Genomic DNA, 18,182 nt, shown 5'->3' on the forward strand with positions numbered 1-18,182 from the left:
TGCATTAATCCACTACAACAATACTTTCGGCGTTTGGCTAAAAACAATATAAGATAATGGCTTGTATCTGGATGGTCTTTGTATTTTTCTAGCAAAATTATTTGACTATATACTCGTGCTTGAAGTTATATAATATAAAAAAGAAGGCTGTTTTTCCTAAGATTAATCGAGACGTATCTATGATGAAAGTACTGTCAATCTTATTCATAAGTTTAGTTTGTTCAATGGGGATTTTAGCTCAACAGCCAAATCTTGTGCCTCATCAGGTAAACTTAAAAAATGGGAAGCGCTTTTCTTTAAATCTTCCAGCAAATTATGAAATTATTCCTGCGGCTGAGGGTTTAAAACGAGTTCGTTTTTTTAGCAAAGCTCCCGATGGCAGAATGTTTGTAACAGATATGCACGATTTGACTGATAATAAAAAAGGCATCGTTTATATTTTGGATGAATGGAACCCTGAAACGGGGAAATTCGGCAAAATTATTCCTTATATGACGGGGTTGAAGAACCCAAACTCAGTTCAATTTTATACAGATTCTTCAGGACAAGATTGGTTGTATTTAGCGGAAACCAATCAACTGACCCGTCGAAAATTTACCAAAGGTGAAATTAAACCAACGGATAAAGCCGAAGTTTTAGTGACTTTTCCTGACTACGGTTTAAGTTATAAATATGGTGGTTGGCATCTAACACGAACAATTGCGGTGGGTGGGAATGGGAAAATTTACGTTTCAGTCGGCTCAAGCTGCAATGCTTGTACCGAGAAAGAAAAAGTTCGGGCAACAGTATTAGAAATGAATCCCGATGGTTCGCAACAAAAGATTTTCGCTACAGGTTTACGCAATGCAGTCGGTTTGAAATGGGTTGGTAATTTTTTATTTGCCACCAATCAAGGTGTGGATCATTTGGGTAAAAATAAGCCTGATGAAACTTTTTATGCACTCAAACGTGATGCAGATTATGGCTGGGCTTCATGTTATTCGTCGAATGGAAAAATTTTGGCAGATCCAAAATTTAAACGTCCGTCAGGTTGCAAAAATGTATTGCCTCCTTATGCCTATTTCCCTGCGCATTCATCTGCACTTGGTTTTGATTATTTTGATCATCCCAATACAGATGACACCATCAAAAATTCTTTTTTAGTTGCTTTACATGGTTCTACCGATGCCACAATTGGTCATGGCTATAAAATTGTGATTATGCGTAAAGGGCAAAAACTACAGACGTTTATGGATGGTTTTTTAGTGGGCAAAAATGTCTATGGTCGGCCTTGTGATATTTATCGAGTAGATGAAAATTCATTTTACTTTTCTGATGATAAGAGCGGTGTGATTTATTATGTTCGGCAAAAAGCATCTTCCTAAATTTTCAACTTTTCTAAAAATTTAGGAGTTAGTAAAAAAAGCGTGGCTAAGAATACAAAATTCAGGTGAAAGTAAAAATATAAATTGTCGATAAATCTTTGGAAGCCGTACTAGATTAGCAAAGTATTCATCTATGAAAATAAAGCTAACCTATTACTATTGTTAAAGTTGTTGTAATTGACTTAATCATTTAATTCTCTAAATAAACCTACAAGGTTGTAGGTTTATTATTGTAATCAACTTTGAGAGATTACTGCGGTCTCGCCACATCACCACTTAAGCTTTCAGGTAATGCTAAAACAGTCACGTCTAACTCTTCTAAAGCGTCAGGGCGGGCAACCACAAGCGCAATATAACCATTTTCAAAGGCTGCACTGTTTACCACTTGAACACCTTTATTCAATTGTTCAGCTTGAGCAGGGGCAGGACCTGTACCTTGAATGACATGTAACCATGCTTTTGGTTTTGCCTTAAACCAGAGGCGTGCAATCACTTCCTGACCAAGGTAACAGCCTTTGTCATAATTGATTCCTTCACGTTGGTGTAAGCGTAATTCTTGTGGTTGAAATACATGTTCAATTGCTTGATTTATATAAGCCTGACCAGTTTGAATTGCAGCAATTTCCCATACTGAAATATCGGTTTCTGTAGCAGAAAAATCAGTCGTTGAGCCATTCAATGTTGGAAAAACTCGACCAGTTTCTTCAAGCTTCATTTTAGAAAAAGCGCCGTATTTTTTAATATGTTTGGCAAATTCTTCGGCTTGATCTTGAGTCGTAACAATCTCTAAATGTTCAGGATTAATTTTTTTAAGCCATAAGCCAAAATGGATACGACCTTTAAGATCACAAATCGCAGTGTATTGGGTGATATTTTCAGCCAAAGCTTCAACGTTTACAGTCACTTGACCTTGTAGAAATTTGATTGCATCAACACCAATCAAGGTAAATGAGGAGAAAGCTAGATCGCTCATGAATTGCTCGCTTATCTTAAATCTAATACTAAAGAATTAATCTTATTTTCCGCTATTTTTCAAAAAAAAGCAGTTTTAGTGCAAATATTTTAATGAAGATGTTACTAAATATTTCCAAAACCCCTGTTTTTATATCTAAGCTTATGAAATATAAACGATTTGGGAAATGGGTTTTCGACAGTGTACTATGCCAATCATTAGACACGCAGTACAAAATGATGCAAGAGGCACAAAACTAATGAATAACAACTATCGTAAACCACTGCAAGGTACCCAGCTCGAATACTTCGATGTGCGTCAAGCCGTAGAAGATATCCAGCAAGGCGCATATGCAAAACTTCCATACACTTCAAAAGTATTGGCTGAACAGCTGGTACGCCGTTGTGATCCAGCCATTCTCGAACAGTCTTTAAAAGAACTGATTAATCGTAAACAAGACCATGATTTCCCTTGGTATCCAGCACGTGTGGTATGTCACGACATCCTTGGACAGACGGCATTAGTCGACCTTGCAGGTTTACGTGATGCGATTGCAGATCAAGGCGGTGACCCTGCTAAAGTTAACCCTGTTGTACCAACTCAGTTGATCGTTGACCACTCTTTGGCGGTGGAATACGGTGGCTTTGACCCTGATGCATTTGAAAAAAACCGTGCTGTAGAAGACCGTCGTAATGAAGACCGGTTTCACTTTATTGAATGGACCAAAACAGCATTTGAAAATGTTGATGTTATCCCAGCTGGTAACGGCATCATGCACCAAATCAACTTGGAGAAAATGTCTCCAGTGATTCAAAACCGTGAAGGTGTCGCATTTCCAGATACTTGTGTCGGTACCGATTCACATACGCCACATACAGATGCATTGGGTGTAATTTCTATCGGTGTTGGTGGTTTGGAAGCTGAAAATGTCATGCTGGGTCGTGCATCTTGGATGCGTCTTCCAGACATAATCGGTGTGGAATTGGTGGGACAGCGTAAAGCTGGTATCACGGCAACAGATATCGTTTTAGCACTTACAGAATTCTTGCGTAAAGAACGTGTAGTGGGTGCATATTTAGAATTTTTTGGTGAAGGTGCGGACAGTATGTCTGTAGGAGATCGTGCAACGATTTCCAATATGACTCCAGAATATGGCGCAACTGCGGCAATGTTCTATATCGACCAGAACACCATTGATTATTTAACCTTGACTGGTCGTGAATCAGACCAAATCAAATTGGTGGAAAGTTATGCCAAAGAAATTGGTCTTTGGGCATCGGATATGCGACAAGCAGAATATCCTCGTGTACTTCGTTTCGATCTTTCAACGGTAACACGTAATATTGCAGGTCCATCAAACCCACATGCACGTGTATCAACAGCAGATTTAAAAGAGAAAGGCATTGCAGGCGTAGTTGAAAACCGTACTGATGGTTTAATGCCTGATGGTGCAATCATTATTGCCGCGATTACCTCTTGTACCAATACCTCAAACCCTCGTAATACAGTTGCTGCGGGTTTGTTGGCACGTAAAGCAAATGAATTGGGCTTGGTGCGTAAACCTTGGGTGAAATCATCATTTGCACCAGGTTCTAAAGCTGCTGCACTTTACCTTGAAGAAGCTGGCGTACTCGAAGATTTAGAAAAGCTTGGTTTTGGTATCGTGGCTTATGCATGTACGACGTGTAACGGTATGTCTGGTGCTTTAGATCCAAAGATTCAGCAAGAAATTATTGACCGTGATTTATATGCCACTGCGGTACTTTCAGGTAACCGTAACTTTGATGGTCGTATCCATCCTTATGCAAAACAAGCATTCTTGGCTTCACCGCCTTTGGTGGTGGCTTATGCAATTGCAGGCACAATTCGTTTTGATATTGAAACGGATTCATTGGGCAATGACAAAGACGGTAATCCAGTTTACCTAAAAGATGTTTGGCCATCGGATGCTGAAATTGATGCGCTGGTTAAAGAATCTGTTAAACCTGAACAATTCCGTAAAGTGTATATCCCGATGTTTGATTTGGGTGTGACGGAAAAATCAGAAAGTCCATTATACGATTGGCGTCCGCAAAGTACTTATATTCGCCGTCCACCGTATTGGGAAGGGGCTTTGGCTGCACCACGTACATTGTCAAATATGCGTCCACTTGCGATTTTACCTGACAACATTACAACGGATCATTTGTCACCATCGAATGCAATTATGATGGATTCGGCAGCAGGCGAATATCTGCATAAAATGGGCGTACCTGAAGAAGACTTTAACTCGTATGCAACGCATCGTGGTGACCATTTGACCGCGCAACGTGCAACTTTTGCCAACCCAAAACTGTTTAATGAAATGGTGGTTCGTTCAGACGGTACCATCAAGCAAGGTTCTAAAGCGCGTGTTGAACCAGAAGGCGAAGTGATGCGTATGTGGGAAGCGATTGAGATTTATATGAATCGTAAGCAACCACTGATTATCATTGCTGGTAAGGATTATGGTCAAGGCTCTAGTCGTGACTGGGCTGCGAAAGGTGTTCGTCTTGCTGGGGTTGAAGCGATTGTGGCCGAGGGCTTTGAACGTATCCACCGTACTAACCTTGTTGGTATGGGCGTGTTACCACTTGAGTTTAAAGCGGGCACTGACCGTAAAACCTTAAAGCTTGATGGTACTGAGTTGTATAGCGTGATTGGTAATATTGCACCACGTACAGACTTAACTTTGGTGATTGAGCGTGCTACGGTTGATGGTAAGAGTGAAGTGATTGAAGTTCCTGTAACTTGTCGTTTGGATACTGAAGAAGAAGTGCATGTGTATGAAGCGGGTGGGGTATTACAACGCTTTGCACAGGATTTCTTGGAAGGGCAAGTGGCTTGATTGAGTTCTACTCTTTAAATCCTCCCCAACCCTCCTTTGAAAAAGGAGGGAGTTCTTCTCTTTTAAAAAGAAGATTAATTAAGGATTAAAAGTAATTGATAGTGTTGTAAAAAGACCCTACTGTTAAGTGGGGTTTTTATTTGGGGAATAAAATGTCTTTATTACGAAAAACTCAAAGTGATACTGTAAATTCTGATGAACCAATCACAGCTGAACGCCTTTTAAATGTATTGTCACAGATGCCTGATGATTTTTATGAGGAAGAAAGAACAGATGAGCCACCTCAAGAAAGAGAAGAGCTTTAAATGGTTTGCGCTATTTAATGATTAAGCAGTAGCTCTCAAAAAAACCTATTAATTTCTCTCTTGAAATCATTTCTTGCAAAAATGACACCATCATTTTTAGAAATAGACAGTAGACATACATCAAAATATGGCTATACTTTATTCACCATTTCTAAAACCTATGGAGAACAAAAATGGTTACTGCTGGCGAAAAACCCGGAACAGGCTTCTATTTTTGTGTCCAATGCGGACATCGCACTTACTTAGAAATTGGTACAGATCGTTTACCCCAGTGTACCAAATGCCTTGGCAATCAATTTAAAAAATAAGATTGCTAAGCCGCACAGATAAAACAGATACTCCCTGTTTTAAGCAAAAGCCCTATCCAGTGATAGGGCTTTTTGTTAATTTAAGAATAGTTCAAAAGATAACGAGAAAAAGGCAGATAAATCATTATGGAAACAATCCTGAGTCTATGTATTGGCATTGGTTTAAGTGCCGCTTGCGGTTTTCGAGTATTTGTACCGTTATTGGTGATGAGTGTTGCATCACTGATGGGCTGGTTTGAGCCAATGAAAGGTTTTGAGTGGTTAGCGATACCATCGGTATGTATTGGTTTAGCTGTCGCGACTATTTGTGAAATTGGCGCGTACTATATTCCTTGGGTCGACAATGCTTTAGATACTATTGCCACGCCAGCAGCGATGGTGGCTGGAACATTGACCACCATGGCGGTCAGTACAGGTGAAATGTCACAGTTTGCAAGCTGGGCGGCTGCGATTATCGTTGGTGGTGGTACAGCAACAGCTGTACAAATGGGCACGGTTGCGGTTCGTGGTGTATCTACTGCAACGACAGGTGGAATAGCCAATCCTTTGGTGTCTACAGGTGAATGGATTGGGGCAATCGTGGTATCGGTATTATCACTTATCGTTCCTGTATTGGTGGTGATTGTTGGTATTATTTTGATGGTGCTAGCTGTTCGCTGGTTAAGAAAGAAAAAACAAGAAAGCATTGTTCATCCATTGTAGTTAGTGTGTTTTAGCATTTGTGAATCAACTGTTTATCAAGATTCAAAGAGGATAATGACTCAATTCAATTGAGTTGAGTCATTAAATTGGATTAAGTGTTTTCTGTTTTTTGACATAGAAAGTTGATTCACTCTAAATCGAATACAAAGACAAATTTCCCCCAACAATAAATCAATAAAAGAGAGATTGATTTTTTCACTACAAAGGCATACTTTTATTATGGGATTAATGAAAGCACCATCTTTATGGATTTAATCTCAAGGTCTTTTTAAGAGTATTGGGGGAAACTTTTATGATGGACAAGTTCATTATCAATATAAATGCGCAAGCCAATGGTGTATATGAGGTACACAATGCAAGCAAAGCTTGTGAGCATTTACCTAAGGCGGAAAATCAAAATCTACTGGGCTTTTTTGCGACAAGTGAGTTGGCAATTAAACGAGCAAAGATGAATTGGCCTCGTGAAAAAATCAAGGGATGTGTTGGCTGTTGTTAACAAGCTCATAGCCTTTAACATTTACCAATGTTACCTGCTGTTCCATCTTTATGCGGTGGAACAGCATAATATTAAAAAGGCTAGAACGTATATCTATTTAATTGATGTCTATTTAGACATCAATTAATTTAAGTCATATTGAGGTCTTACGCTGACTTATCTTTTAAAATAATTTGGCAGTTATGCTGATACTTTTTACTGGTTGATATAAAAATAGAAAAATTAATAAAAACTTCATCAATAAATAATCTGATTTTTGTGATGTGTGTTTGATAAAAAGTAATAAATTTTAATGATTTAACATAAGTAATTGTTTTAAAACAATGATATAAGTGGTATTAATAGCTCATAATATAAACATCACATGGATAGGTGAGAACAATGAGAAAGTTCGAGGTTGAGATCAATTTGCCTGCACAAGATATCGTGTCATTTGAGGCAGAGGACATTGAGCAAATTCGTGCAAAATTTTATGCAATTAATTGGCGTCGTTTATTCCTGACACAGGGACAAGTTGAAAATTCTGATATCTCCTTTGCTGTACAAGACACTGAGACAGAACTTTATTTACATATCCAGTTAAATACACACTCGAGTAAAGCAGATCCTGTTTTTCAGATCGACAGCAATATCCAACTGATTGTTGAAAGTAAAGAGTTTCTTGGGCTTTTAACACGTAAAAAGAAATATGATGTGGTGTATAAAAACTTAAACCAATCACAAGTTTCAGAACAGCTAAACTTATTTCTAAACGGTCAAATCGACGAGATGACAGAACAATATCGACAATTAATGCATAAAAAAATGCTACAAGAGCATCGTTTGGCATAACGACTAGAGATTGACATCTTCTATATAAAATAAGGAAGCTTGAGCTTCCTTATTGATCTGTAAAAAAAGCAATAAGCGCGCTTGATTATTTGACCAATAGATAAAATATACCTAGTGCATATAAAAGTTAAATATAGTGAGCGATTGTACAATTTATACTTTAAAATCAATGATTAATTTATAAATATTTAGTTTAAATCGCTATTAATTTTAAAGAGTATTGTTAAACTACAAATAGATTTTAAGGGTATGCGTTATAAAATAATGAACAAGTTTGAAATTCAAATTCAGTATCCTAATCACACCAATGAGCGTGAGATGGAGCACGAGAGCGATTTAGACATTGCTGAGATATTGGCTAAATTTGAAAGTATCAGTTGGCGCCGTCAACGTGTTTTACAATTACAACTGGATGGTCGAAATACTATTTTTACAGTGTTGAACCCAGCGTCAGAAGCATTTTTAAAAATTACATTAAATGCTTATGCGAAAAGTGAAGATTTTGAATTTAAGATCGAAAGCAATATCAAATTGATTTTCCCACAACGTGAATTATTTGGCTTGATGACGCGGAAAAATAAAGAAGTATTTGCAATCAAACACAGTACCCTTGAACAGGTAAAAGCAAGTTTAACCGCATTTTTAAATCAGGATAGCAAAGGTTTGGAAGATATTTTGCGTGATAGTAAAGCCACTTCACTAAAAGATGTATCTTAACTCAGCAGATTGAAGCGTGTGCCAATTGAAATAGAGTGACTAAAATGCAAATTTATAAATTAAATTTGCATTTTTTTTAGAATTTATGCAATAAAAAATCATTAAATATACTTTCTTGGAAAATTTTCTTTATTAAGTGACTTTCCAAGGAAAATTTTCCTAAAAAACAAAAAAATTAATCTATCTTAGGAAAATAATCCCGAGCCGATTTCGTTAATATTTATCTCAAGGATGTAAGGGATCGAAAAGAGTAGATTGCTACCAGTTACGTACAACGTGAGTGTAGTACTTACCCACAAGGTCTCGATTCGGCTTAGGACGCTATAAATCAAAAGTTTATAGGCAATAGGATTAAAACTTACAAAGTTTTAATAGTTGAAGTAAACCAGAGTTGTTTTCCCGCTCATCCTGAAAAATTCGATAAAAATTATACTGTACAATTCCTTTTATTTGATCTAATTAACTTAGCTACAAAGCAATTAAGAAATTATCCATAAGAAGTTCAAAATCATCATACTCAAAACTTTACTTTATTGAATATTTTAACTATAAGTGACTGAATAAAGTCTGAATTAAATTATTAAAATTAATTAAAACATAGCTTTAGTTTGTTTTCGAAGTGTTGCTTTTTTGGGTTTTTTTATATTCAAGCTGTTGTAAATGCTTACTGCTATTGGACTAGGGATGATGTCTAAATGATTAAACAATTGGAGACCTATCTGTTGATGAGTTCGATGGTTGTGCGTCGTATTAGTTTACTTTTAATTATCATTATTTTAGGTGTAATTGATCTGGCGACAGGCTATGAATACTCATTTGCTGTGTTTTATCTGATTCCTGTTTCTATTGCTGCATGGTACGACAATAAGCATATCGCGATGATTGCAGTTATTTTATCGGGGATTACTTGGTTATATGCTGACTATAGTGCAGGGCACCAGTATACAAACTCGATTATCCCATTCTGGAATGCTTGTGTAAGGCTAGGCTTCTTTAGTGTGGTGGCTTTTTTATTGCTGAGAATAAAAAATAATTTAAATGAAATGACCTTAATGGCAATGAAAGATTCTTTGACATCACTGAATAATACTCGCGCTTTTAACTTAGAGTATCAGGCATTAAAAAAGCGATATTGCAAAAAAGAACAAACTTTAGCCGTCGCTATTATAGATTTAGATGGCTTTAAAGCTGTAAATGATACCTATGGACATAGCAAAGGTGATGATGTTTTGGTTGAGTTCGCCCATGTACTGAAAGCTGCGACGCGCCATTCTGATGTCGTTGCTCGTATGGGCGGTGATGAATTTGTAGTGATCTTACAAGATACTGATTTAAAAGGAATTGAAGACTATGCAAATCGACTTAGAAATAGTTTCTTATTTAGTGGCTTAAAGCAAAAATTCGGTATCGATTTTAGTATGGGAATCCGTATTTATAATGAATTACCTGACAATGTCGATGATGCAACGCATCAGGCAGATTTATTGATGTATCAGTCTAAAGCGCAAGGTAAGTCACAAACAACAATTCATGCAATCTTATAAACAGTAGCCTTACAAACAGTAATAAGGCTAAAGATTTTATTGGTTTATGCTATCAAGTGGATTCGGTTTTATTTCTCCATTACTTAAATGACGGCTTTAAATAGCGACTTTTGAGTATCCGAATACACTTCCAGTAAGCGGATACATCTCAATAGTCTATAAATATTTTACTTCTAATGTGGTGATCAAGGTTTCTAAGAGCAATAACACATCGGCTTTCTTGCGTGCATCAATAAAAAATACAGGTAAATTTAGATTGCGTTCCATCAACCATTGACGGTATTGGTGCGTTGGCTTATTCATATCATCATCGATATGGGTGACTCCAATCACAATGTTTTCACCATACTGTTTAAAAATATTGAGGTAATATTCCAGTTCATCTAAGGGGGTTGCTAAGCTATGATCAATCAACAGAATCGTACCAATCGCGCCTTTGCATATCACGCCCCACATAAAGTCAAAGCGACCTTGTCCTGGTGTACCATACAGCCCAACTTTACTGCCATCATCTAGCGTTACTTCGCCATAATCGATTCCCACGGTTGTGTTTAGTTTTTTATGGCTACGATCATCGGTGTTAAATGCTTCAGTTGCTAATACTGGTACTTCTGATAATGATTTAATTGCTTCAGTTTTACCTGCCCCCATTGAACCTGCAAAAACAATTTTATATTTCTGAATAATCATCGTGTATTTATCCCTTAAAATTTAAATCGACTTTTTAATTTGTTAAAAAAGCTTTTTAAAATCCCTTTTTCTTCCGTTTGCTCAGTATTATTTGGTGTTTTATCAAATAGGCTTTCTTTGGCTGAAATTAGTTCAGCGTTATGGATGGCTAAATTCGCAGCAACAAAGTGCTGCACGGTTGCGACTGGAATGTTGAGTTTGTCTGAGACATGTTGGATTTCAGCCCCAGAAATAAAGCATGCACTTAGTTGTAACAGTAATTTCTTATCCAACTCATTGGGCTGAATCCAGAATTTGAGACGATAATATTTATCAGCTGCAGGTACGGTGATTAAATTAGGGTTTTTCCAAATTAGGTTAAATAACCAATTTTCTAAATTGAATTGTCGTTTACGAGAGACTTTTATAAAGTCCGCAGTGACTGCCGCGGTGTAGTGTATCGAGCGATCTGTTTGGTATTCTTCACGGGTAGCTTCTAGCCATGCCAGATGCGCATGATGGTCGATAATCGCAATCGTACCGAGATGATCATTTAATATAACTTTGCGACTGTCGTGATGGAAAAGCGCTGCAAAAAAATCAATTTCTTTGATTTCAAGTTGATCCTCAGCTTCATCATCTGGAACTTGGCTAAGTTCTAACTGTTCTGTTTCGGTCTTATGCAGTAATTTGATATTGACCCAGTTTTTCAACGTGAATTCGTCATAAATCGGGATGCAGAGTAAATTATCTTCTGCACTTTCTTTATGCTCACTATGTTTTGAAATTTTTAAATAAGGAATATTTTTATTTTGGATAATATTCTGGATATTATTATTTTCAAAAAACTGCTCATTAATCAAAATACAATTTATATTTTGATCTGAAACACTTGTCCAATTTATACCAATATTGGTTGGTAAAATTTTTCTAAGTCTTATTTTAAGATCGTCAGAGGTGGTTAAACCTAAGCCTGAAATTGCGATATTGATACATTGATTGTTCATAATATCACTTATCTAATATTAAAAAATTAAAGTGTAAACTGCTTTTTAACGGTCGTAGTTAGTTTAAGTTAACGCTAGATTTGTTCTTTTTCCAGTAAAATAATTTTTTTAATGTTTAATTGATTGGCATTTAATCAGTATATTTCTTGCATTATTATCCTCCTGTGTAAACTGTTAATTTTTCTTAAAGTTTAGAGAGTTTCATTGCTTTAAATTAACATTAGTTATTATAAAAAATCTATCTCAAAGTTAAATAAATTGCTTAGTTATTTTTATCAATAAAAGCTTAACTTAATAGTGATTTGAATATTTATTATGATTGTGCATATTTTATCATTTATCATATTATTACTGTGATTTTAATCACGTGAAATGATTAAAATTACTTAAGTATTTTTTACATGAAAAAAAGCGATCATTTCGATCGCTTTTTATAATTTTTAATTATCAAACTAAATTAAGCAAAAAGCTTCGTCGCTGCTTCAAAAAGAATATACAAAACCACAAGTGCCACCACAGGTTCTGCAATTTTAGCCCAAGTTGGGTTTGCCGTTTCGGTTACTACGACGTCTTGATGATCTGTATGAAGATCTGCTTTTTGAACATTGACCATTTGATTAAACTCCTTCATCGTTTCATCTAATGATATCTCTTCTTCGGGTATAGGTTGAGAGCCAATCAGTTCGGTTAGTTCGTTTGTTGACCAAACCCAATCTTTCGCCTGACCTGATAGGTGCTCAATTTGCCCAATCACCAATTCTCGAAGACCTCGCTTACCTAAACTTCCCGCTGTTTCAAGTTGCTTTAATTCAGCAAGCTGTAGTTCAAGAATTTCCGTTGTTGCTGGTTCAAGTATAGATTTATCTAAACTGGATTTATTCTGAGTAGAGGTGGTGAGGTGTCGAGAAATTTCTTGGCTGTACAACTGATCTTGCGAAAGAATTTCTTGATACAACGCATCATCATCTTTACGCCATAGCGTAATGAGTTTACCCAAGGTTAAAGCATTGAGTTCTTCAATATGTGCTATACGTTGAGCAGGCTCTAATTGAGATAATAGCTGAGGCTTTTGAATCTTTATCTGCTCAGCAAAGTATTGTACGAGATCAAAAGCCATTCAGTTCTCCTTGTTCTATTCTAAAATTCTTAAACTTGGTTTTTTCTTTGGTGCCTCAGTTTTAGTTTCTACTTCTTCACTAGTATTTGATTCTAAAACATCTTCATCTATTTGCACATTGGCATATTCATCTGGATCAAAGAATAATCCTTGTCCATTTTCGCGCGCATACAAGCCTAATACCGCATTTATAGGCACATAGATATCTTTAGATGCACCACTAAAACGAGCAGAGAAGGTAATTGCATCATTGGTCATATTTAACATATGCACAGAATGTGGCGCGATGTTCAGCACAATTTGCCCGTCTTGTACAAATTGTTGTGGTACATCGGTATAGGGTTTGGTTGCGTCAACAAGTAAGTATGGCGTTAAATTGTTGTCGCAAATCCATTCATATATTGCGCGTGCAAGGTATGGTCGAGTTGGGGTTAAGTTCAATTCTTGTTCAGACATTAAAAAATACTCTATTGATTTGCGATCTAGAATTTTGCCAAAAATTCACTATATCTGTTTTTCTCTTTAAAAGTCATCGACTTTAAAAAAGCTGGGCGGCTAAAAATCCGTTGGCAATATAATAAAATTGGACGAGATTGCTGTTTCGGTAATTCAATTCCCATATGTTTTAACCGTATGAAAATTGGCGCTAACATGCAATCTAAAATTGTAAAGTTTTCAGACATAAAATAAGGATAATGTTGAAAAAGTGGGGTAAGGGATACCAAAGTATCTTTTAATTGTTTTTGTGCATTCTTTTTTGCCGCTTCATTGAGTGTATCTGGGTGGCGTAGCATAATATCTGCAAGTTTAAGCCAATCTTGTTCAAAGCGCCAAATATACTGTCTTTGCTCTGCGCGTGGTGCTGGAGCATCCGCATAGAGTTTATTTTGTCGATAACGGTCATCCAAGTATTCAGAAATAATACTGGTATTAAACAGCTTTAAATCATTTTCAATCAGCATAGGTAGTTGATTATATGGATTTAAACTGGCCAAATCTTCATCATCTTCTTCGACAATGATTAAGCTGTGTTTAATTTGTTTTTCTGCAAGAAGAAATCTAATCCAATGTGAACGAAAGTCATCCTCGTGGCTATACAACGTAATCCCTTGTTGAGGTGCATTTTCGACAGGCATATTCCAAAAACTAAGTGAAGTGAATAGAGTAGAATACTAAAAATAGACAATAAAATCATCTTAACTTTAATAAGCTTATGGTGGGTATTGCTATCAAGTAGATAGAAAACAAGGATAAACCTATGAATTTAATAAATAAGCACAGTAAATTAGCTTTGGCATTGCTGTTGATGATGAGTATTTCAAATACATATGCAAAGAAGCAATCTGTAGATGCTCAAGTACAAGAGGCTGCTGCTGAAGCAATTGAAGCCGCTGGAGCGGAAGTGGCTGGAGCAGGGGCCTTATGTAGTGCAGATGAGGCCTGTGATGTTGCGTCTGCTGCTTCTGAAGATGAAATGTATGGTGGGATCAAACAAGAATATGTCGTAAAAGGTTGTAAGGTGACGATCTATAATGATGGACCTGTGAAAATGGTCAATGTAAAGACTGATAAGCCATGTAATGCACCGCTTCCGAAAGATCATAAGTTTTCTAAGGAAACTCGGACTTATCAGGAAAATGGCTGTACGATTACAGAATCAAAAGCTGCAGATGGGATTACTGACGCTGTCATGGACTGTTCTAAACGAGATAAAACAAAGTAACTTTGAATAGTTAAACCATAAAAAAACCTCGGCAAATGCCGAGGTTTTTTGTCCGATTCGGTAAACGAATTAACGTTTAGAGAATTGAGGACGTTTACGAGCTTTACGTAAACCAAGTTTCTTACGTTCAACTTCACGAGCATCACGAGTAACGAAACCAGCTTGACGAAGAGCAGGTTTTAAAGTCTCATCAGAAGCGATCAATGCACGAGTAATACCGTGACGGATAGCGCCTGCTTGACCACCGATACCACCACCAGCAACAGTGATGTAAAGGTCAAATTTTTCAGTAACTTCTAAAAGCTCAAGTGGTTGACGAACAACCATACGAGCAGTTTCACGACCGAAATACTGTTCAAGAGTGCGGTTGTTGATTACGAGTTTACCAGTACCAGCTGATAGGAAAACACGTGCAGTTGCGGTCTTACGGCGACCTGTACCATAGTTAGTAGCCATGTGCTGTATCCCTTAGATGTCCAAAACTTGTGGCTGTTGAGCAGTATGAGGATGCTCAGTACCAGCGTACACTTTCATTTTCTTGATCATCGCGTAACCAAGAGGACCTTTTGGCAACATGCCTTTTACAGCACGTTCGAAGATTTCTTCTGGTTTGTGAGCAACTAATTTTTCGAAATTAGTTTCACGAATACCACCAGGGAAACCAGTGTGGCGATAGTATTTCTTATCAAGTGATTTTTTACCAGTCACTTGTACTTGTTCAGCATTGATCACAACGATGTAGTCACCAGTGTCAACGTGAGGTGTATAAGAAGTTTTGTGTTTACCGCGTAAACGACGAGCGATTTCAGTCGCAAGGCGACCTAAAGTTTTGCCAGAAGCATCAACAACATACCAGTCGTGTTGAACTTCAGCTGGCTTAGCGCTGAGAGTTTTCATTAAACCACTACCTATTATAGTTGGTTTGGACTATGGAATCTGTCCAAACAAAAAGGAGTGCGAATTCTATCTTAAAAGAGTTAGAGTCGCAATTGAAATATTGAATTTCAAGCGCATCATTATATGGATAAACGTACCCAAAAGCAAAGCTTAGTTTGGATAAAATGTTGTAAGGTTTTCTGATTTATATTGGAATTGTGACGGGATTCATGAATAATTAAAAATGAGATAAAGAAAATAAGTCAGGCAAAAATGAAAATAATAAATTCAATAAAATTCGTTCTACTCCTAGTCGCGGTAGGCAACTTAAACCTCAGTTTTGCTCAAGTGGATTTGCTGGATAAGGCATCATCTTTACCGAAACTTCATCCACGTGCTGCTGTAGATTATCAAAATCAAGCTGATCTTGGAGATCGACTTATCTCAGTTCAATGGATGACGGAAGATTTTTCTACAGAATTAAAAGGCAATGTGGCTGTCACTTGCCAGCCTTTAGGTATTCAAGTGACAACAAAAGATATTGTTGCAGGCTCAACGATTCCACTTACGCTATATGATCCAGAAAATGACAATGGAGACGAATATAAGTTAAGAGGAACTGTTGGTGCAGATGGTATCGCAAGAGTGGTTTTTGATATGTGTGAGCCAGAAGCATTTCATGATTTTTCTACAACGCCAAATGAAAAGATACCGTCTAAAACTGTTGAAAGCAAACTTGTTCAAAAAAATCAAACTCAAAAGAATCAAATACAGATCCCCTTTTCTTTAAAGCCAAACAAGTTAAAACCAAGTCAATTAAAGAAAGCCCAGTTCAATCAAATGAATTCAAACAACATACGAGAAAATGAAAAAATACGGAAAAATAAACAAGTAAAGCAAACACAACAAACCAAGGAAAAAGCAGCAAGAAAACGACAGCGAGGAGAACTAGATACGATCTTGGATGCAAAATGGATGACTGTCGATTTTAGTGAAGAAATTCAATCTGCATATCCTTGTCAAGCGGTTGGATTGCTTATTCAAACGCAACATATCCCTATTGGCGAAGAAGTTGATGCGGTCGTGCAATGGGAGGATGATGATGATAAAAGTCGAAGTGGCGAATACACAGTCTATGGAAAAGTTGAACCAGACCAGCGGGTCAGAATAATCTTTGACCAACATATTGACCCTGCGCAGTGTGGAAAAGACGTTGAATCGATGTTTGATTTCTCTGAAATTGATCAACAGCAAGCTCAACCAGAAACTCGGCCAGCGTCTAAAAGTCAGCTCTAAGCCTTATGTTTACGATGTGATATTCAATCCGTTAATTTTTATAGAATGAATTGTTAAAAAAATAGTCATCGAATGGCTAATTTTGACTTAGATTACAATGATGAATATATGTCGGATGCTATTGTCTTAGAAAGGGTAATTCTTTTAGACTTTAAGTTTGATTTGTAATCAATCTAATTTTGTTGCTGATTTACAGCATAAGTGGTGTATTTTTTTATATATTTTTCATTCTAAATTTCAAGCATCTGATACTGAAATGCGAAAATTGTTTGCAATTGAGTAGCATAGGTGGCTTGAGAAATTGTTTTCGGTTAATTTTTTACATGTTTTCGTTATATTCGATATAAAAATTAACTTGAATTGGAAATGATAATTTAGAACCGATGTATACTGTCCATGCAACGTCTGTTAAAAGAGTTCTAGATGCTTCCTTTATATATAACCAGTGGTGAGCCTGCTGGCATTGGTCCAGATATTTGTTTAGATTTGGCAGATCGTGTTGATGATCGTCCAGTTGTTGTATTGGCAGATATCAATATGTTGAGGGATCGTGCCAAAATTTTAAACAAAACTGTTCAACTCATTGAGTATCAAGGACAGACGGAGTGTTTGGCTCAAGGGCAGCTCTATGTAGAGCATGTTCCTTTAGCCGTAGATGCTGTTTTAGGTGAGTTAAACCCGCAAAACTCTGCATATGTGATCGAACAATTACGCCGAACTGCATACTATGCCATGCAAGGACTGAGTGTTGGGGTTGCGACAGGACCTGTCCAAAAGTCAATCATCAATGATGCAGGGATCTACTTTAGCGGTCATACAGAATACTACCAAGAGTTTGCAGGCGTGGAACGAGTGGTTATGATGCTTGCAACCAAAACGTTAAGAGTCGCTTTAGTGACCACGCATTTACCGTTGCGTGATGTTGCAGATGCCATTACCAAAGAGCGTCTACATCAGGTGATTGATATTCTTGTTCATGATTTAAAAACAAAATTTAAAATTAATCATCCACGTATTTTGGTGTGTGGCTTAAACCCGCATGCTGGAGAGGGTGGCTACTTAGGTCATGAAGAAATCGATACGATTAACCCAGTGCTTGAAAGCTATCGAGCGCAAGGCATAGACATGAGCTTAAGTATGCCTGCTGATACTCTATTTACTGTGGATAATTTAAAAGTTGCGGATGCAGTTTTAGCGATGTATCACGATCAGGGTTTGCCTGTGTTAAAATCGCAGGGATTTGGCGAAGCCATTAATATTACTTTAGGTTTACCTTTTATTCGGACCTCAGTTGATCACGGTACTGCGCTCTCCCTTGCAGGTACAGGCCTTGCAAAAAGTTCAAGTTTGCATGTTGCTGTCGATTTGGCGCTTGATCTCGCTCGTTCGAATTAATTTGTAAACAACCT

Annotated in this window: 19 protein-coding genes and 1 pseudogene; 12 read left to right on the top strand and 8 right to left on the bottom strand. The window is 37.1% G+C overall.

The window, feature by feature from the left end:
* The first annotated feature begins 179 nt into the window (after positions 1 to 179).
* The gene (locus AS4_RS03815) at positions 180 to 1,364 is read left to right on the top strand and encodes a PQQ-dependent sugar dehydrogenase (protein WP_004819183.1); all 1,185 of its coding nucleotides are present in this window, start codon (positions 180 to 182) and stop codon (positions 1,362 to 1,364) included.
* Between the two features lie 250 nt (positions 1,365 to 1,614).
* On the opposite strand, the gene ygfZ is transcribed toward AS4_RS03815, so the two are convergent.
* Positions 1,615 to 2,337 carry a CAF17-like 4Fe-4S cluster assembly/insertion protein YgfZ gene (gene ygfZ / locus AS4_RS03820; RefSeq protein ID WP_096733238.1) on the bottom strand — a complete coding sequence of 241 codons (723 nt, stop codon included), beginning with the start codon at positions 2,335 to 2,337 and terminating at the stop codon, positions 1,615 to 1,617.
* A gap of 238 nt (positions 2,338 to 2,575) precedes the next feature.
* On the opposite strand from ygfZ, the gene acnD reads away from it, so the two are divergent.
* The 8 genes from acnD (at position 2,576) to AS4_RS03860 (ending at position 10,085) form a co-directional block, all read left to right on the top strand.
* A complete protein-coding gene (gene acnD, locus AS4_RS03825) occupies positions 2,576 to 5,182 on the top strand; it encodes a Fe/S-dependent 2-methylisocitrate dehydratase AcnD (RefSeq protein WP_096733240.1) in 2,607 nt (868 codons plus the stop codon).
* 152 nt (positions 5,183 to 5,334) lie between these two features.
* The gene (locus AS4_RS21705; RefSeq protein ID WP_167468928.1) at positions 5,335 to 5,487 is read left to right on the top strand and encodes a hypothetical protein; all 153 of its coding nucleotides are present in this window, start codon (positions 5,335 to 5,337) and stop codon (positions 5,485 to 5,487) included.
* A gap of 173 nt (positions 5,488 to 5,660) precedes the next feature.
* Positions 5,661 to 5,795, top strand: coding sequence for a zinc ribbon-containing protein (locus AS4_RS03830; RefSeq protein ID WP_004722968.1), 135 nt, complete (start codon positions 5,661 to 5,663; stop codon positions 5,793 to 5,795).
* A 126-nt stretch (positions 5,796 to 5,921) separates the two neighbouring features.
* Complete coding sequence (locus AS4_RS03835; RefSeq protein ID WP_096733242.1) at positions 5,922 to 6,497, top strand: DUF4126 domain-containing protein; 576 nt, start codon at positions 5,922 to 5,924, stop codon at positions 6,495 to 6,497.
* Positions 6,498 to 6,789: 292 nt separating this feature from the next.
* Complete coding sequence (locus tag AS4_RS03840; protein ID WP_096733244.1) at positions 6,790 to 6,993, top strand: hypothetical protein; 204 nt, start codon at positions 6,790 to 6,792, stop codon at positions 6,991 to 6,993.
* A gap of 381 nt (positions 6,994 to 7,374) precedes the next feature.
* Complete coding sequence (locus tag AS4_RS03845) at positions 7,375 to 7,824, top strand: hypothetical protein (protein ID WP_096733246.1); 450 nt, start codon at positions 7,375 to 7,377, stop codon at positions 7,822 to 7,824.
* Between the two features lie 249 nt (positions 7,825 to 8,073).
* Complete coding sequence (locus tag AS4_RS03850) at positions 8,074 to 8,541, top strand: hypothetical protein (protein ID WP_096733248.1); 468 nt, start codon at positions 8,074 to 8,076, stop codon at positions 8,539 to 8,541.
* A 695-nt stretch (positions 8,542 to 9,236) separates the two neighbouring features.
* A complete protein-coding gene (locus AS4_RS03860; RefSeq protein ID WP_096733250.1) occupies positions 9,237 to 10,085 on the top strand; it encodes a GGDEF domain-containing protein in 849 nt (282 codons plus the stop codon).
* 156 nt (positions 10,086 to 10,241) lie between these two features.
* On the opposite strand, the gene AS4_RS03865 is transcribed toward AS4_RS03860, so the two are convergent.
* The 5 genes from AS4_RS03865 to AS4_RS03885 all read right to left on the bottom strand — a co-directional run bounded on the left by AS4_RS03865 (position 10,242) and on the right by AS4_RS03885 (position 14,014).
* Entirely contained in the window at positions 10,242 to 10,775 is a 534-nt protein-coding gene (locus tag AS4_RS03865) for a GTP-binding protein (RefSeq protein ID WP_004722957.1), read from the bottom strand.
* 14 nt (positions 10,776 to 10,789) lie between these two features.
* Positions 10,790 to 11,761: a hypothetical protein gene (locus tag AS4_RS03870; RefSeq protein WP_096733252.1), complete on the bottom strand. Its 972-nt coding sequence runs from the start codon at positions 11,759 to 11,761 to the stop codon at positions 10,790 to 10,792.
* Positions 11,762 to 12,218: 457 nt separating this feature from the next.
* On the bottom strand, positions 12,219 to 12,878 hold the full coding sequence (locus tag AS4_RS03875) for a hypothetical protein (protein ID WP_034610038.1): 660 nt from the start codon (positions 12,876 to 12,878) through the stop codon (positions 12,219 to 12,221).
* 15 nt (positions 12,879 to 12,893) lie between these two features.
* Positions 12,894 to 13,334 (bottom strand): ClpXP protease specificity-enhancing factor, encoded by a 441-nt coding sequence (locus AS4_RS03880; RefSeq protein ID WP_096733254.1) that lies wholly within the window; start codon positions 13,332 to 13,334, stop codon positions 12,894 to 12,896.
* A gap of 26 nt (positions 13,335 to 13,360) precedes the next feature.
* Positions 13,361 to 14,014: a glutathione S-transferase N-terminal domain-containing protein gene (locus AS4_RS03885; protein WP_096733256.1), complete on the bottom strand. Its 654-nt coding sequence runs from the start codon at positions 14,012 to 14,014 to the stop codon at positions 13,361 to 13,363.
* 170 nt (positions 14,015 to 14,184) lie between these two features.
* Between AS4_RS03885 and AS4_RS03890 the strand changes: the two are divergent.
* Positions 14,185 to 14,493, top strand: a pseudogene (locus AS4_RS03890) (hypothetical protein); the annotation flags it as partial.
* 177 nt (positions 14,494 to 14,670) lie between these two features.
* Here AS4_RS03890 and rpsI read toward each other — a convergent pair.
* Positions 14,671 to 15,057: a 30S ribosomal protein S9 gene (rpsI, locus tag AS4_RS03895; protein WP_004647927.1), complete on the bottom strand. Its 387-nt coding sequence runs from the start codon at positions 15,055 to 15,057 to the stop codon at positions 14,671 to 14,673.
* A gap of 12 nt (positions 15,058 to 15,069) precedes the next feature.
* The gene (gene rplM / locus AS4_RS03900; protein WP_004722943.1) at positions 15,070 to 15,498 is read right to left on the bottom strand and encodes a 50S ribosomal protein L13; all 429 of its coding nucleotides are present in this window, start codon (positions 15,496 to 15,498) and stop codon (positions 15,070 to 15,072) included.
* A 252-nt stretch (positions 15,499 to 15,750) separates the two neighbouring features.
* Here rplM and AS4_RS21935 point away from each other — a divergent pair, with 252 nt between their 5' ends.
* A complete protein-coding gene (locus tag AS4_RS21935; RefSeq protein ID WP_227548122.1) occupies positions 15,751 to 16,773 on the top strand; it encodes a hypothetical protein in 1,023 nt (340 codons plus the stop codon).
* A 423-nt stretch (positions 16,774 to 17,196) separates the two neighbouring features.
* Positions 17,197 to 18,168: a 4-hydroxythreonine-4-phosphate dehydrogenase PdxA gene (gene pdxA, locus AS4_RS03910; RefSeq protein WP_096733258.1), complete on the top strand. Its 972-nt coding sequence runs from the start codon at positions 17,197 to 17,199 to the stop codon at positions 18,166 to 18,168.
* Positions 18,169 to 18,182: the final 14 nt, after the last annotated feature.

This window comes from Acinetobacter guillouiae (assembly GCF_002370525.2).
Classification (GTDB): Bacteria; Pseudomonadota; Gammaproteobacteria; order Pseudomonadales; family Moraxellaceae; genus Acinetobacter; species Acinetobacter guillouiae.

Excerpts from the sequence above, each read along its gene's own strand:
- AS4_RS03815 (WP_004819183.1), top strand. The coding sequence starts at position 180 with ATGATGAAAGTACTGTCAATCTTATTCATAAGTTTAGTTTGTTCAATG.
- ygfZ (WP_096733238.1), bottom strand. The coding sequence starts at position 2,337 with ATGAGCGATCTAGCTTTCTCCTCATTTACCTTGATTGGTGTTGATGCA.
- acnD (WP_096733240.1), top strand. The coding sequence starts at position 2,576 with ATGAATAACAACTATCGTAAACCACTGCAAGGTACCCAGCTCGAATAC.
- AS4_RS21705 (WP_167468928.1), top strand. The coding sequence starts at position 5,335 with ATGTCTTTATTACGAAAAACTCAAAGTGATACTGTAAATTCTGATGAA.
- AS4_RS03830 (WP_004722968.1), top strand. The coding sequence starts at position 5,661 with ATGGTTACTGCTGGCGAAAAACCCGGAACAGGCTTCTATTTTTGTGTC.
- AS4_RS03835 (WP_096733242.1), top strand. The coding sequence starts at position 5,922 with ATGGAAACAATCCTGAGTCTATGTATTGGCATTGGTTTAAGTGCCGCT.
- AS4_RS03840 (WP_096733244.1), top strand. The coding sequence starts at position 6,790 with ATGATGGACAAGTTCATTATCAATATAAATGCGCAAGCCAATGGTGTA.
- AS4_RS03845 (WP_096733246.1), top strand. The coding sequence starts at position 7,375 with ATGAGAAAGTTCGAGGTTGAGATCAATTTGCCTGCACAAGATATCGTG.
- AS4_RS03850 (WP_096733248.1), top strand. The coding sequence starts at position 8,074 with ATGCGTTATAAAATAATGAACAAGTTTGAAATTCAAATTCAGTATCCT.
- AS4_RS03860 (WP_096733250.1), top strand. The coding sequence starts at position 9,237 with ATGATTAAACAATTGGAGACCTATCTGTTGATGAGTTCGATGGTTGTG.
- AS4_RS03865 (WP_004722957.1), bottom strand. The coding sequence starts at position 10,775 with ATGATTATTCAGAAATATAAAATTGTTTTTGCAGGTTCAATGGGGGCA.
- AS4_RS03870 (WP_096733252.1), bottom strand. The coding sequence starts at position 11,761 with ATGAACAATCAATGTATCAATATCGCAATTTCAGGCTTAGGTTTAACC.
- AS4_RS03875 (WP_034610038.1), bottom strand. The coding sequence starts at position 12,878 with ATGGCTTTTGATCTCGTACAATACTTTGCTGAGCAGATAAAGATTCAA.
- AS4_RS03880 (WP_096733254.1), bottom strand. The coding sequence starts at position 13,334 with ATGTCTGAACAAGAATTGAACTTAACCCCAACTCGACCATACCTTGCA.
- AS4_RS03885 (WP_096733256.1), bottom strand. The coding sequence starts at position 14,014 with ATGCCTGTCGAAAATGCACCTCAACAAGGGATTACGTTGTATAGCCAC.
- rpsI (WP_004647927.1), bottom strand. The coding sequence starts at position 15,057 with ATGGCTACTAACTATGGTACAGGTCGCCGTAAGACCGCAACTGCACGT.
- rplM (WP_004722943.1), bottom strand. The coding sequence starts at position 15,498 with ATGAAAACTCTCAGCGCTAAGCCAGCTGAAGTTCAACACGACTGGTAT.
- AS4_RS21935 (WP_227548122.1), top strand. The coding sequence starts at position 15,751 with ATGAAAATAATAAATTCAATAAAATTCGTTCTACTCCTAGTCGCGGTA.
- pdxA (WP_096733258.1), top strand. The coding sequence starts at position 17,197 with ATGCTTCCTTTATATATAACCAGTGGTGAGCCTGCTGGCATTGGTCCA.